The following is a 14,845-nucleotide window of genomic DNA, read 5'->3' as shown; positions in this document are numbered from 1 at the left end:
GTTTTGTTCTTTGTTGTTGCTTCTTGACTTAGCTCGCTAGGCCTACAAAGCAACGTCGCGCTCAAAAAGTTGTGGATTTGAACAGAATTTAGACCACAAAGATCAACACGCTCTAGTGTGTGGTATTCACTAGATTAGTTAAATTAAATTCCAGCGGATGTTCAGCTGCAACAGTAAAGCGTGAATAATCAATCTGGCTAAACTGCTGCTCACGCAATAAGGTGACAAACCTGTCGCGAACGGGTGAATCTGACGATTCAAAAATGGCAACACGCTGACTCATTGATGAGACTTTTTTCGGGTAAAAGTGATAGTCATTAAGCATTAAGATGGCCTTCGCACCTAACGTCACATGACCACCAAACGAAACATCGGTCATCAACCCTTTTGCATGCACATCCCAGTTAATACCACCCACAACCACATTTTCAGCTTGTGCCAGTTGCTTTAATGCCGCAATTGCACCGAACGCCATTGCATCATTCGCAGCCCACACAATATCCGCAGGATGCTTTGACAGCACGCCATAGGTCTTGTCAAAGGCTTTACTCTCTGACCAATTAGCTACAGTTGAATCAATCAAGGTTACATGAGGGTGTTTTTTAAGTGCGCGAGTTAGGCCTACTTGGCGCTCCCTTGCCGCTGGCGTATTGTAATCACCTAACAGGGCATACATGTTTAGCGAAGGTTTATTTAATTTACTCGCTCGGGCAATTAAGGCGTCTGCCAATTGCTCACCGACTTCTTGGTTATTCGGCGATAAACAACCAATGACCTTACTTGATAACGACTTTGGTAAGGTTTTTTGCTGTGCTCGGCTAAATTTATTTAACAACAGAAATACTTTGATGTTGGTACCTGCAAGTTGCTCAAGCATATATGGCAACATTTCTTTTTCGTTCACCAAAATTAGATAATCAGGTTTACTGGCAATAGCATCTGTAACTAGCTGCTTCATTAAAATATGATTTCTATCAGCGTGCAGTGATGTCAGCTGTACATTTAAGTCTTCTGCTGCAGCCATCATAAAACGGTTTACATTTGGCCAAAAATCCCCTGAATCATTGGTCGATTCTGAGCCTGGATTAATAAAAACCACTTTCATTTTTGCATTGGCAAATACGCTAAATGCAGAGCTAAAGAGAATAAAAATAAACAATAAGCGCACTAAAATTTTCATTTTCACACAACACTTTTCTACTGCTAGATGGCTGCCAGTATATAACGTGAACAAAAATAAAGCTGTAAGTTCTCAACAACTCAGAGCAGCTAGCCGATGTAACTTATTTCTCAACTATAGTCATTTAATTTGCCATTACCAAAGAGCAGAACGATGCATTTATATCACCTCTTTCACAGTTCAATAAAAAAGGCTGAACCTAAGTTCAGCCTTTTGATAGTTAATTTGCTTAAAGCTTATTTTTCAAAATACAGCTTTTCACGTTTTTTCTTACCTACTTCATTCATCGTTGCAGTATCGAATAAACGACCGTTGATCATAGTGTGCGTTACTTTATCGGTATCGCGAATATTTTCTAACGGGTTGCCATCAATCACCATTAGGTCAGCAAGTTTGCCCACCTCAAGTGAACCAATGTGTTTATCTAAACCAAAGTGCGTAGCAGGGTCAATTGTTGCAGTGCGGATCACCTCAAGTGGTGCCATGCCGCCTTGCGCGAACATCCACATTTCCCAATGCGCAGCTAAGCCTTCACGTTGACCGTGTGCACCAATATTCACTAACACACCTAAGTCTTGTAGCTCTTTCGAAACACGCGCGTTATTTACATGGTTATAGTGATGATCTGGCGCTTTCACACGACGCATTGAGCGTGGTAACAACTTATTCTTTGGTACATATTTAGAAAGAATGGGATGCGCCCATACATCAGTTTTGTCATACCAGTAGTTTTCACCCCAAATACCACCGTAAGCAACGCCTAATGTTGGTGTATAACCTACCTTAGTTTGGCTCCATAACTGCTTAATATCATCATAAATATTTGCCACTGGGATTGAGTGCTCTACCCCTGTGTGTCCATCAACAACCATGGTTAGGTTGTGCTGAAGTAATGAACCACCTTCTGGCACCACCATCATGCCTAGTTCACGTGCAGCTTGCACAACTTGTTGACGCTGATTTCGGCGCGGTTGGTTATATGATTTAACACTAATAGCGCCGACCTTTTGCAGGCGCTCAATGTGGAATTTAGCATCGTCAAGGCTATCAACATGGCTGGTGTAACCCGGCATGTTGGCACCATATAAAATGGTACCCGTTGAGAAGATACGCGGTGCCACAATTTTACCTGCTTTTTGCATTTCACTCGCGGCAAACACTTCGGTTGTGTCGTTTGATGGGTCATGAATTGTTGTAACACCAAACGCAAGGCCTGCTAAGTTTTCCCAGTTTTGCTGTGGGATAATTTCATTTGAACCTTGTGAGCCGTGGGCGTGTGCATCAACTAAACCAGGCATAATGGTTTTGCCATTCATCTCAATAATTAATGCATCACTTGGCACCGTTACATCCCCCACAGTACCAACTGCTTTAATGTGTTTACCGTCGGTAACGATAACGCCATTTTCAATGACTTCATCGCCTTTCATGGTAATGATGCGTGCGCCAGTCAGTGCAATTACACCTTTTGGTGCGTCCATTTTTTGCTTAAAGCCGATATTTTGGCCGTTTTCAACTTTAAACGACTTTGTCTCATCTTTAGCAATATCAAACACACCGTTTAAGTCTGCATGATAAAGTTCAGGACCAAGCGACCAATAAAGCTTATCTGCTGCGGTGTTCCAGCTAATGTTTTCACCAGCACGTACTGATAACTGCTCAATTGGGAACTGGCTGTCTTTTGGACCAATATTGATGGTTTTACCGCGCTCAACAAAAGGCGTTACAAATACTTTAAAGCGCTCTGCAAAGGCCAAGTATTTACCATCTGGTGATACACGGAATTCAGTCGCATGTTTAGACTCGTAAAGTTTACGCTCTTTTTTAGTTTCTAGCTCTACCACTGAAAGTGAAGGTGTAGGCCATGCTTGCATCACATAAATACGGTCGTTCTTAGCACCAAATTGTGGTTGAATACCATTTTTAGTAATGAACTCTTCCTTACCACCTTTACTGCTAACCGCATAAATACCAGGCTCTACAGAATAACTTGGATCTAAGATAGAACCGCCTGTAATTTTACGATATACCACTGTCTCGCCATTTGGGCTAAACGTTGGCTCAACATATTTACCTTTGGTTTCAACAACCTCTTTACCGCGACCAGAACGCGTTGAAACAACGCGAATAGTACCTTGTTCGCTATCGTCCCACGTTGCATACACGATTCGCTTACCATCACGAGAGAATGATGGGAAGAATTCAAAATGATCGTTTTGTTTGGTTAAACGTCTTACTTGGCCAGACTCTAAATCACGCTTATAAATATGGCCCATCGCTTCAAAAATCGCAGTCTCACCATCAGGCGAAACCTGTACATTGCGAAGCATTTTTACGTCAAATTCTTTGGTATCAAGATTTTGTGCAACACGAAGTGCTGTTTGTAGTTTTTTGCTAGTTTCTACTTCAAATGGAATGTCGCTTACTTTTTTGCTTTCAACATCCAGCTTATGAATTTTACCACCCGCCCAGAAGATCAGCTCTTCGTTATCTGGCGTCCATGCAATCGAGGTGTAAACACCATGAATTGCCCATGTTTCTTGCATATCACGCTCAAGCGCACCATACAGTTTGGTATGCTCACCCGTTGCAAAGTCATATACATAAAGGCTTGATTGGAAATCATCACGCTTAACATACGCTAGCTTTTTACCATCTGGTGATGGTGTTGGGCGAATTGCACCACCCATGCCTTCAATAATGGTTTCAATTTCACCTGTTTCGCGATCGTAGCGTTTAATTTTATAAATGCCGGCAACAGAATCTTTTGAATAGTGAAATGTTTTACCTGGTGTCGCATCTTGCGAAAAATAAACATAACGGCCATCTGGTGAAAATGCTGGTTCACCAAGATCTTTCTGGTCGTTAGCGCGCTTAGTGAGCTGCACACCCTTACCACCGGCTTTGTGATAAAGCCAAACTTCGCCAGCACCAAGAGAACGTGTACCCGTAAAATGTTTACGCGCAGCGATAAAGTCACCGTCTGGGCTCCACACTGGACTGTTTAATAAACGGAATGTTTCGTTGGTTACCGCAACTTGCTCTGAACCATCAATATTCATAACCCAAATATTGTCACCACCACCTTGGTCTGAGGTAAACGCGATTTTTTTACCATCAGGACTAAAACGTGGTTGCATTTGCCATGGAATATCTGACGTTAGCTTGGTTGCCTTACCGCCTGAAATTGGCATTGTGTAAATATCACCAAGTAGGTCGAATGCTAAAGTTTTGCCATCTGGGCTGATATCTACATTCATCCAAGTACCTTGCTGTACTTTGATGTTTGCATCTAAAAATTCACCTTGTGGCGCTTCAACTTGCCACTCTTTTTTCTCTTCTTTTTTTGCTTCTTCAGCGCTTACATGCGAACACAGCGCCAAGCCCACTGCCATCGCAAGTGAGGTTTTTAAAATTTGTTTCATCTGGGAGTCTTCTTGTTGTCACGTTTATTCTGTAATGAATTGAAACAAAATAGCGGTTAATTAGCTAGTTTGCGTGAGTTAAAACCACTTAAAAATTCGATTAAAAAACTATCAACAACCAAATTGGAAATATTTTGCAACAAGTTCGCTCGCAAAATGCTTAAACATTCAACAGTTTTATGATTATCTTGTACTGAAAAATTATATTTAGGGACTAAAAATGAAAACGATACTAAACCTAGCCATTACAGCGGCAATTGCAGCAAGTTCAATCACCGCAGTGCACGCAACCACATTACAAGAAGCTGTAAAAAGCGAAGTGCGCAGCGATAAAAATAAATCTCGTGACGAATTCCGTAACCCACAACAAACCCTTAACTTTTTCGGTTTAACTGAAGATATGACAGTGGTTGAGATCTGGCCTGGAGGCGGCTGGTATACAGAAGTTATCTCGCCTATCGTGGCTGAAAAAGGTAAGTTTGTTGCGGCGCACTTCCCATCAGGTACCGATGTTGGTTACTTCAATAAGCACTTACCTAAGTATCAAGCAAAAATAAAAAATACGCCTGCGCTGAGCAAAACTGAAATAACCGAATTCCACCCTAAATTCAGCCCAGAAATGGCCCCAGCAGGCAGTGCCGATATGGTGCTAACATTCCGTAACTTGCATAATTTTTATATGACAAGTGATGAAATGATGCAAACAACATTAGATTCTGCATTTAAAGCGCTTAAACCTGGTGGTGTGCTAGGTGTGGTCGATCATAAATTACCTGAAAACCTCGATGCTGAAGCGTTTCGTCAGTCAGGTTATATCAAACAAAGTGTGGTTGAAGCTGCCGCTAAAAAAGCAGGCTTTAAGTTAGTTGCAAGTTCAGGTGTTAATGCCAACCCACTTGACCAAGCTCAATATGAGAAAGGCGTTTGGACATTACCACCGACTCTGGCACTCGGCGATAAAGATAAGGCAAAATACTTAGCCATTGGTGAAAGTAACCGCTTTACGCTTAAATTTGTTAAGCCAACCTTGTAATTTACCTCTCGTATATCTAACGAAATAATTGCACATCTCATATAACAAGCACTTAATACTAAGTGCTTGTTTGCTTTTCTTTTCGCAATTAATTGTGTTTTGTCATTTAATCTAACTATAAATAAAGGTTAAAATATCCGCCGTTTTAACAACCAAACATGAAAAAGTACTCAGCTTTATTAGTGAGTTTAATCAGCACAGGGAGTGGGGTTATTTAACGTAAATCATGTGACGTTGTTATCGATGTGAAAAAAGGAAATTAAATAAATGGCACTAACCACTGTAATTCTCGCTGCGGGCAAAGGCACTCGCATGCGTTCAAAACTACCAAAAGTTCTTCACCCTGTAGCCAATAAACCTATGGTGCAACACGTTATTGATAATGCATTATCGCTTGGCGCTAAAACCACTAATTTAGTATACGGCCACGGTGGTGAATTACTGCAAGAGCACCTAGCGCACAATGATGTGAACTGGGTATTACAAGCTGAGCAACTTGGTACAGGCCACGCGGTGGCACAGGCAAAAGAGCATATCGCAAATGACGATACCGTATTAATTCTTTATGGCGACGTACCGCTTACCAAAAAATCAACACTTGAAGCACTTCTTGATGTAACACCAACTAAAGGTCTTGCAATTTTAACCGTCGATTTAGAAGACCCAACGGGTTATGGCCGTATTGAACGCAAAAACGGCAGTATTGTAGGTATTGTTGAACAAAAAGATGCATCACCTGAGCAACTCAAAATCACCGAAATCAATTCAGGCATTATGGCAGTTAATGGCGGTTTGTTACGTGATTGGTTAGGTCGTTTATCAAATAATAATGCGCAAGGTGAATACTACCTAACTGATATCGTGGCAATGGCGCACGCTGATGGCGTTGAAATTACTTCTGCACAACCAAGCGATTTAATGGAAGTAGAAGGTGCAAACAATCGCGTTCAACTAGCCGCATTAGAGCGCGCTTATCAAGCGTGGCAAGCTGAAGATTTAATGCTAAATGGTGCAAGTTTAGCTGACCCTGCCCGTATTGATGTGCGCGGTGAAGTAACTACAGGTCAAGACGTACAAATTGACGTTAACGTAGTATTTGAAGGCAAAGTAGTACTTGGCGACGATGTTGTTATTGGCCCGAACTGCGTGCTAAAAGACTGCGAAATTGGCGATGGTGTTGTGATCAAAGCTAACTCAATTGTTGAAGAAGCAAAAGTGGCAGCTAAATGTACGCTAGGCCCATTTGCGCGCCTTCGTCCAGGTGCGATTATGGAAGAAGATTCGCACATTGGTAACTTTGTAGAAATGAAAAAAACACGTTTAGGTAAAGGTTCTAAAGCTAACCATCTAACTTACCTGGGCGATACCGAAGTAGGCGAAAAAGTAAATATTGGCGCAGGCACTATTACCTGCAACTACGACGGTGTAAACAAATCTAAAACCATTATTGGTGATAACGCGTTTATTGGTTCAAACAGCTCGCTTGTGGCACCTGTTGAAATTGGTCAAACAGCCACTATTGGCGCTGGCTCAGTAGTGACAGCCAATGTTGCGGATCAACAGCTTGCTGTATCACGCGCCAAACAACGCAACATCGATGGTTGGCAGCGCCCTGTAAAGAAAGGCTAAGAGCAACAACATTAAAAAAAGCCGCTAATTTGCGGCTTTTTTTGTTTCTAAGGGTGTGGCTTTTACGATAGGTTTTGATTCGACAATTGCAGGGCACATTGCAACTTCTTTGGTATCCCCTTGCCCATTACTGATATAGCAATTTTCTAGTAATGAGCAGTAACACACCTCAACTTTTACTTTAAAGCGTTTTTTATCGAGTACTTGCCAAAATTTCTCGTTATATTTAGTTTTTTCAAATGCTAATAGATTAAGCGAGTCCCCCGGTGGCACCAGTGCGTTTTGCGCAAATGAAGTAGTGATCCAACCAAACTCTTTAAAGAAATTTACCTTTGGTGATTTTTTTTGTAGTTCTTGCAGCGCTGTTTCATAAGCACGAATATCAAAACAACATGCACTAATTAAATCATACACACTGTAATAACTTTTATCGTCATAGGTGTACTTTAAGTACTTAACAAGTGCCGGACCCGCACCAGAATTTTTCAAGGTAAAGGTAATTTCTTGACTACGCTGCTCTAAATTCGCATTGCCAGAGACAAACTGCATCCAAGGCCAAGTTGCAGCTTTTACCTGTTTTTCCGCAGCATTTGCTTGTAGAAATGTCGCATAAAAAGACGCTGCCGAAATAATAATAGCGCACAGCGCTAAGAATAAGTTGACCTTATCCTGAGAAAAATGGATTTTAGATTCTGCTTTTTCGCTCATTGTATCTTGTTGTTTTTATATACGCTTTAAGCACTATAAATAAATCACAAAGCAACTACAACATGGGTACATTGGTAATTGTTACTAGGTGTTCGTTGATAATCTTCAACAAACAATCTAACGGCCATAAAATAAGCGCTTGCGATCTGTTAAGTTTCGATTAAAATACCATAAATTTCGAAACGAAACTTATTGATAAAATGACGAAACGTAACACCCAACAAAGACGCCATAATATTTTGCAGCAAGTAAATGAACTTGGTGAAGTAAGCGTTGAACAGCTCGCTGAACAATTTGCAACATCAGAAGTTACGATTCGTAAAGATCTAACCGCGCTTGAGCAAAGTGGCCTGTTGCTGCGCCGCTATGGTGGTGCAATGGCATTACCGCAAGAGATCGTTGCAAATAGCGACGAAAAGCTCGATCCAATTCGCAAAATGCAAATAGCAAAAGCCGCAGCAGATCTCATTAAAGATCATAACCGCATTATTATTGATAGCGGTCGCACCACAGCGGCAATGATCCCTGAGCTTTCACACAAGCGTGGTTTAGTCGTTATGACCAACGCCATCAACGTAGCTAACCGATTGCTTTCATTGGAAAATGAGCCAACTTTATTAATGCCTGGCGGCACCTGGGATCCACACTCGGAATCTTTTCAGGGGCAAGTTGCCGAGCAAGTTGTGCGCTCATACGACTTCGATCAACTGTTTATTGGTGCCGATGGCATTGATATTGATAGAGGTACTACTACATTCAATGAATTGATCGGTTTGAGTCGCGTTATGGCTGATTCAGCAAGAGAAGTAATTGTGCTTGTTGAATCAAACAAGATTGGTAAGAAGATACCGAATTTAGAAATACCGTGGCAGCAAGTAAATTATTTAGTAACGGATGATGGCTTAGACGACAACACTAAGCAAGCAATTGAACAACATCAAGTTACTGTTATTTGCGCCAAGTAACGCATTTACAGGTTCCGACAACAAACCTGTAACCCATTTAACGCTCACATACCGTGCAATTTAAGGAGATTACTATGTGTGGCATTGTTGGCGCTGTGGCAGAACGCCCAGTAAACCGAATTTTAATTGAAGGCCTAAAACGCCTTGAATACCGTGGCTACGACTCAGCTGGTGTTGCATTAGGCAACAACGATAAAGCACTTAATACTGTTAAAGCAGTAGGTAAAGTTGCAAATCTCGATGCAGCACTTACGGCTGCGAATGTAAAAGGCACAACAGGTATCGCGCATACCCGCTGGGCAACTCATGGCAGCGTGACTGAAGCCAATGCTCACCCACATATTTCGAGCCAGCAGCTTGCACTTGTGCACAACGGTATTATTGAAAACCACGAAAAACTGCGAACTCAGCTGCGTGGCGATGGTTACGAGTTTTTATCGGATACCGATACAGAAGTAATGGTGCATAAAATCCACCAGCTTCGTCAAAGTCATGATTCGTTACTTGCGTCAGTGCAAGCGGCAGTTAAAGAATTTGAAGGTGCTTACGGCACAGTGGTTTTTGACAAAGAAAACCCAAATGAAATTGTTGTAGCACGTTCAGGCAGCCCACTTGTGATTGGCTTAGGTTTAGGTGAAAACTTTATTGCTTCAGACCAACTAGCATTACTACCTGTTACGCGCAGCTTTATCTTTTTAGAAGAAGGCGACGTTGCCCGCATTACTCGTGAAACTGTTGAAATTTACGACATCAATGGCAATGCTGTTGAGCGCGATGTAGTTGAATCTAATATCACTCAAGATGCCTCAGGCAAAGGCGAATACCGCCACTATATGCTAAAAGAAATCTACGAGCAGCCAGTAGCTGTTCGTAATACGCTAGAAGCGCGTATTGATGGCGATAAAGTTGCGGTTGACGCATTTGGCGATACAGCATCAGATATTTTCAAACAAGTGAAGCATGTGCAGATTATTGCCTGCGGTACCTCATACCACTCAGGTATGGTTGCACGCTATTGGTTAGAACAATATGCCGGTGTTAGTTGTAACGTTGAAATTGCCTCTGAATTCCGCTATCGCAAATCGTTTGTTCATGAAAACAGCTTACTCGTAACCATTTCACAATCAGGTGAAACAGCCGACACTTTAGCTGCCCTGCGTTTAGCTAAAGAGCAAGGTTATATGAGCTCAATGACGATTTGTAATGTGCCTGGCAGCTCGCTAGTGCGCGAATCAGATATTGCGTTTATGACTAAAGCAGGCGCTGAAATTGGCGTTGCATCAACCAAAGCATTTACTACTCAGCTTGTAGGTTTATTAATGTTAGTAGCTTCTATTGCCCAAGAAAAAGGCCTTGAGCATGCTGAAATTGTTAACGCTATTAAAACATTACCAAACAAGCTTGAAGAATCTCTTTCTCTTGCAGAAGGTATTGAAGACTTAGCTGAAGAGTTTGCTGATAAACAGCATGCGCTATTCTTAGGCCGTGGCGATCAATACCCAATCGCAATGGAAGGTGCACTGAAGCTGAAAGAAATCTCGTATATTCACGCAGAAGCTTACGCAGCAGGTGAGTTAAAGCATGGTCCATTGGCACTGATTGATGCTGATATGCCAATTATCGTTGTTGCACCAAACAACGAGCTACTGGAAAAGCTGAAATCAAACGTTGAAGAAGTACGTGCACGCGGCGGTATTATTTACGTATTCGCTGATAAAGCATCAGAGTTTGTCTCAGATGACACAATGCGTGTTATTAACGTCAATCAAGTTGACGATGTACTGGCGCCAATTGTGTACACCATTCCACTGCAATTACTGTCTTACTACGTAGCGGTAATTAAAGGTACCGATGTTGACCAACCGCGTAACCTCGCAAAATCAGTTACGGTTGAGTAAGCATTTATAAACTCCAAAAAAAGTGTAGATTCTGAATAAAGTTGGAAACGTCTAAATAAAGATGGAAACAAATAAATAAAGTTGGAAAGTAAAAGGGCTCAATGAGCCCTTTTACTTTGTATTGTCGTGTAAATAATATTAAATCTCACCCCCAACGCCTTTAAACTTATCAACAAAAGCAGCAATTTTCTGGAAAACGAGTTGCTTTAGAGTGCGATATTTTGGATTTAAAGGACTCAATTTTGGTAAAGCATCAGTGAGTGCAGTGCCATTTTCTGACGCAAATTCTCGTTTTAGAGAAAATGAAATATATCGCTTTGCAGCTTCTTCATTTAAAGACTCTGATTCAATAATCTCTTTTGCTTCTTTGATCTGCTCCGCTTGGGCGAATTTGAAGAAAGCATCGATAATGCTGGCTTTGTCATTGATCTCATCTAGGTTTGTTTGGTTTATAAAGTCAACCACTAAGCTCTCTTTCGCTCTATTGCCAAGGCTACCGCGGATCATACGACGAACTTCTTCAATCAACCCCTCTTTGCTCTTGTTCTTCTTATTGTGATCAAAAATCAGTTCAAGAATATAATCGAGGTTGATTTCTTGCGATTTAAGCAAGTCCACTTCAAAGACCACATCGTCCCAATCAACAGTGGAGTTATCCTTTTCTTCCCCTTGTTTCTGGCGGCGCAACCAGTCGCGAGTATCGTTGTAGGTAGAGCGATAATCTTGAATAGCACGCTCGCTTGGCATATCGATGGTTTGCATTGCCTCGATGTCAGCATCATCCAGATAGTATTTTGACTTGAACTCTTCAACAGCTTGTTCATCACTGGTATCTAAGCTTTGCAGTGCTTTCAAGCCAGCAAATTCATCGTAGTTTTGTAAAATATTTTCTGCTTTTAGATATTCACCAAACAGCTTGGCAAACTCTTTTTTATCTTGTTCTTTTTCAATATTTTCTGGGTTTGGAAAGCGTTCTTGCAGCTCTTTTACGATATCAACAAAACCTCGACGCGCTTGGCCAGTAGCAATATCGTTAAAGCCTTCCATATATTCTTTGTAGCTCTTCTCCAACACCACATTTTTGGTGTTTTTGTCACCAAACAAGGTGATGGCATCAATGGTTGCCTGTTCCAAATCACGGAAGGTAACAATATTGCCAAAGGTCTTCGTCGCATCATAAATGCGATTAGTGCGAGAAAACGCCTGCATCAAGCCGTGATAGCGCAAATTCTTATCAACAAACAAGGTATTGAGCGTAGGCGCATCAAAGCCCGTTAAAAACATCCCCACCACTATGAGCAGATCTATTTCTTGATTCTTCACGCGCTGGGCAAGATCACGGTAGTAGTTCTGGAAGCCATTACTGTCCACGCCATAGTTAGATTTAAACATGGCGTTGTAATCGTTAATCGCCGCGCTCAAAAACTCTTTCGCGCTGCTGTTCATCACACTAACTTCAAAGCTCTCATCTAAAATATCACCAATCGCGTCCTGCTCTTCATTGGCTGCAAATGAGAAGATAGTCGCAATACGCAGAGGCTTACTTGTGGGTCCATTCTCAGCCTCAGCCTGCAATGTTTTGAAGGTTTCATAATACGCTTTTGCTGCATCAACACTACTGACCGCAAACATGGCGTTAAACCCTTTGGCACCAGAATAGGCTCGATGTGTTTTCTGGTTAAAATGGTTCAGAATATACTGCGAGATTTCACGAATGCGCATTGGATGTAAGAACGCTTTCTTGTTCTCCGCCGCACTGAGCTTCTTTTCATCCTGCTCAGTCTCAATGCTCTTAAATTGCGGACGAACATCGTTATAGTCCACTTTGAACTTGAGTACTTTTTCATCACGAATGGCATCAGTGATCACATAAGTGTGCAACTGCTGGCCAAACACGCTGCCCGTGGTTTCAGCACCCAAGGCGTTTTCAGGGAAAATTGGCGTACCGGTAAAACCAAACTGGTAGTACTTTTTAAATTTCTTCTTCAGGTTTTTCTGAGCTTCACCGAACTGGCTTCGATGACACTCATCAAAAATAAAGACAACCTGCTTGTTGTAGATAGCTAAATCGCTTTCACTTTTGATTAAATTATTGAGCTTTTGGATTGTGGTGACGACAATCTTGTTATCGTCTTTATCCAGGTTGCTTTTTAGCCCAGCGGTACTGTCTGAACCGTTCACACTATCAGGTGAGAAGCGCTGATACTCTTTCATCGTCTGATAGTCGAGGTCTTTTCGGTCCACCACAAAAAAGACTTTATCGATACAGTCTAAATCGGTGGCCAAACGTGCCGCTTTAAAGCTAGTGAGTGTTTTTCCTGAACCTGTGGTGTGCCAAATGTATCCACCGCTCTCGGTGTTGCTCCAGTTCTTAGCGTTAAACGCGCTCTTTATCTTCCATAAAATGCGCTCAGTGGCCGCAATCTGGTAAGGGCGCATTACAAGTAAGGTATTGCTGACGTCAAACACAGAGTAACGCAAGATCACTTCAAGCAAGGTCTCTTTCTGGAAAAAAGTGGCGGTAAAGTCTTTTAAATCCTTGATCAGCGTATTGTCTGACTTTGCCCAGTTCATCGTAAAGTCGAAGCTGTTTTTGTCGCGCTTGGTGGTATTGGCAAAATAGCGTGTGTCGGTGCCATTAGAGATCACAAACAGCTGCAAGAACTTGTACAACGAGTTCTCTGCATTAAAGCTTTCTTTGCTGTAGCGATGTATTTGGTTAAACGCCTCACGGATTGCCACACCACGCTTTTTAAGTTCGATTTGCACCAAAGGCAAACCATTGACCAAAATCGTCACATCGTAACGGTTGGCATGGCTTCCCGTTTGTTCAAACTGCTTAATGACCTGCACTTTGTTACGAGCAATGGTCTTCTTGTCGAACAGGTAGATGTTTTCTATATGGCCATCATCAAAGACAAAATCGAAGATATAGTCACTGTGCACCTTGCGGGTTTTATCAAGAATATTGTCACTTGGGGTGTTTAGGTATTGCTCGCAAAAGCGAGCCCACTCGCCATCAGTGAACTGGACCTTATTGAGGGCTTGTAGCTGCTTGCGCACATTCGCCATCATGGCATCGGGTGTCGTTAGCGCAGGTAAATACTCATAACCCTGGTTGCTTAGGTCCTGAATCAGCTCACGTTCTAAATCACCCTCGCTCTGGTAGCCCTCAGCAATTTGGTCTTGGCGTGTATATTTATCTAAAACAATATAATTTTTAGACTCTGCGATTGCTTTGTATTCTGCCATATCTATTCCTAAGCCTGTGTCCCTTGTGGAGCGCGTACCCCTTTATAAATATTGTCTATCTCTTTCACTAGAAACTTAAAGACGCGCTTATGATCTTCTTCGACTTCGGCCACTTCATGGCCTGCGTGTTTTGCATGGTTATATAAATTAATAACCCGTGCATAGGGGTTTACTTGCCCCGTAGCCCTATTACCTCTAACACTGGGAAGCAGCTCACCCCACTCCTCGTACCCCAAAAACGTTGAGGTTTTTTCGAGTACATTTCGCAAAAAATTAAAGTGGTATTTGTGGATATCGCCTGAGTCTGCCGCTTTCATTAACTCATTCTTTAAATGCAAGTGATACGAGAAGGGCGAGTCATTTTCTTGCTCAATCAGGTCATGCTTGCCATCATCGAGCTTGCGCAAAACGAACTTGGGGGCTCGATTAAACTCGTTATGCAAAACATTATAAAAAAGCGGATTATGAGTGGTGATGATGAACTTAAGACCAGAAATAGCAAAATCACTCGACTTAATTAAACGAGCTAAATCAACAGCCAACTCTATTAAATGGTTGTCATCTAATGAGCTCACTGGGTCATCAATAAACACATATTGTAATTGGTTAAACTGGTCAGTTTCGCGGCCAGCATCTTCAGGTACATTTAAGATGCTAATCACTTGTTCGAGCAATGAATAAAAAACACTCCAAATAAAGTTACTTTCTTCACCCTTTGATATTTTAATTTTTCTATCCGGTTCGTCATCGCCACC

9 protein-coding genes are annotated in these 14,845 nt (G+C 41.8%); 4 read left to right on the top strand and 5 right to left on the bottom strand.

Annotation, left to right across the window (positions count from 1 at the left end; all coding sequences use genetic code 11):
• Positions 1 to 112: 112 nt before the first annotated feature.
• A complete protein-coding gene (locus ON073_RS18205) occupies positions 113 to 1,180 on the bottom strand; it encodes an ABC transporter substrate-binding protein (RefSeq protein ID WP_274763306.1) in 1,068 nt (355 codons plus the stop codon).
• A 236-nt stretch (positions 1,181 to 1,416) separates the two neighbouring features.
• Positions 1,417 to 4,605: an amidohydrolase family protein gene (locus ON073_RS18200; RefSeq protein ID WP_274763305.1), complete on the bottom strand. Its 3,189-nt coding sequence runs from the start codon at positions 4,603 to 4,605 to the stop codon at positions 1,417 to 1,419.
• Positions 4,606 to 4,825: 220 nt separating this feature from the next.
• Here ON073_RS18200 and ON073_RS18195 point away from each other — a divergent pair, with 220 nt between their 5' ends.
• Together ON073_RS18195 and glmU are read left to right on the top strand one after the other, a co-directional pair.
• Positions 4,826 to 5,638 carry a class I SAM-dependent methyltransferase gene (locus ON073_RS18195; RefSeq protein ID WP_274763304.1) on the top strand — a complete coding sequence of 271 codons (813 nt, stop codon included), beginning with the start codon at positions 4,826 to 4,828 and terminating at the stop codon, positions 5,636 to 5,638.
• Positions 5,639 to 5,905: 267 nt separating this feature from the next.
• The gene (gene glmU / locus ON073_RS18190) at positions 5,906 to 7,267 is read left to right on the top strand and encodes a bifunctional UDP-N-acetylglucosamine diphosphorylase/glucosamine-1-phosphate N-acetyltransferase GlmU (RefSeq protein WP_274763303.1); all 1,362 of its coding nucleotides are present in this window, start codon (positions 5,906 to 5,908) and stop codon (positions 7,265 to 7,267) included.
• A gap of 24 nt (positions 7,268 to 7,291) precedes the next feature.
• Here the strand turns inward: glmU and ON073_RS18185 are convergent, their stop codons facing one another.
• The gene (locus ON073_RS18185; RefSeq protein ID WP_274763302.1) at positions 7,292 to 7,975 is read right to left on the bottom strand and encodes a hypothetical protein; all 684 of its coding nucleotides are present in this window, start codon (positions 7,973 to 7,975) and stop codon (positions 7,292 to 7,294) included.
• Positions 7,976 to 8,175: 200 nt separating this feature from the next.
• On the opposite strand from ON073_RS18185, the gene ON073_RS18180 reads away from it, so the two are divergent.
• Together ON073_RS18180 and glmS are read left to right on the top strand one after the other, a co-directional pair.
• A complete protein-coding gene (locus ON073_RS18180; RefSeq protein ID WP_274763301.1) occupies positions 8,176 to 8,940 on the top strand; it encodes a DeoR/GlpR family DNA-binding transcription regulator in 765 nt (254 codons plus the stop codon).
• 74 nt (positions 8,941 to 9,014) lie between these two features.
• Positions 9,015 to 10,838 carry a glutamine--fructose-6-phosphate transaminase (isomerizing) gene (glmS, locus tag ON073_RS18175; RefSeq protein ID WP_274763300.1) on the top strand — a complete coding sequence of 608 codons (1,824 nt, stop codon included), beginning with the start codon at positions 9,015 to 9,017 and terminating at the stop codon, positions 10,836 to 10,838.
• A gap of 138 nt (positions 10,839 to 10,976) precedes the next feature.
• Here glmS and ON073_RS18170 read toward each other — a convergent pair whose 3' ends face one another.
• Together ON073_RS18170 and ON073_RS18165 are read right to left on the bottom strand one after the other, a co-directional pair.
• Positions 10,977 to 14,090 (bottom strand): HsdR family type I site-specific deoxyribonuclease, encoded by a 3,114-nt coding sequence (locus ON073_RS18170; protein ID WP_274763299.1) that lies wholly within the window; start codon positions 14,088 to 14,090, stop codon positions 10,977 to 10,979.
• An 8-nt stretch (positions 14,091 to 14,098) separates the two neighbouring features.
• On the bottom strand, positions 14,099 to 14,845 hold a 747-nt coding region (locus ON073_RS18165; protein WP_274763298.1), incomplete at its 5' end, for an AAA family ATPase.

It is taken from the genome of Pseudoalteromonas sp. G4 (assembly GCF_028875915.1).
Taxonomy (GTDB): domain Bacteria; phylum Pseudomonadota; class Gammaproteobacteria; order Enterobacterales; family Alteromonadaceae; genus Pseudoalteromonas.
This window is presented reverse-complemented; position numbering and strand designations above follow the sequence as displayed.

Bases quoted from the DNA above. Each gene is read 5' to 3' on its own strand.
- ON073_RS18195 (WP_274763304.1), top strand. From the start codon at position 4,826: ATGAAAACGATACTAAACCTAGCCATTACAGCGGCAATTGCAGCAAGT.
- glmU (WP_274763303.1), top strand. From the start codon at position 5,906: ATGGCACTAACCACTGTAATTCTCGCTGCGGGCAAAGGCACTCGCATG.
- ON073_RS18205 (WP_274763306.1), bottom strand. From the start codon at position 1,180: ATGAAAATTTTAGTGCGCTTATTGTTTATTTTTATTCTCTTTAGCTCT.
- ON073_RS18200 (WP_274763305.1), bottom strand. From the start codon at position 4,605: ATGAAACAAATTTTAAAAACCTCACTTGCGATGGCAGTGGGCTTGGCG.
- ON073_RS18180 (WP_274763301.1), top strand. From the start codon at position 8,176: ATGACGAAACGTAACACCCAACAAAGACGCCATAATATTTTGCAGCAA.
- ON073_RS18170 (WP_274763299.1), bottom strand. From the start codon at position 14,090: ATGGCAGAATACAAAGCAATCGCAGAGTCTAAAAATTATATTGTTTTA.
- glmS (WP_274763300.1), top strand. From the start codon at position 9,015: ATGTGTGGCATTGTTGGCGCTGTGGCAGAACGCCCAGTAAACCGAATT.
- ON073_RS18185 (WP_274763302.1), bottom strand. From the start codon at position 7,975: ATGAGCGAAAAAGCAGAATCTAAAATCCATTTTTCTCAGGATAAGGTC.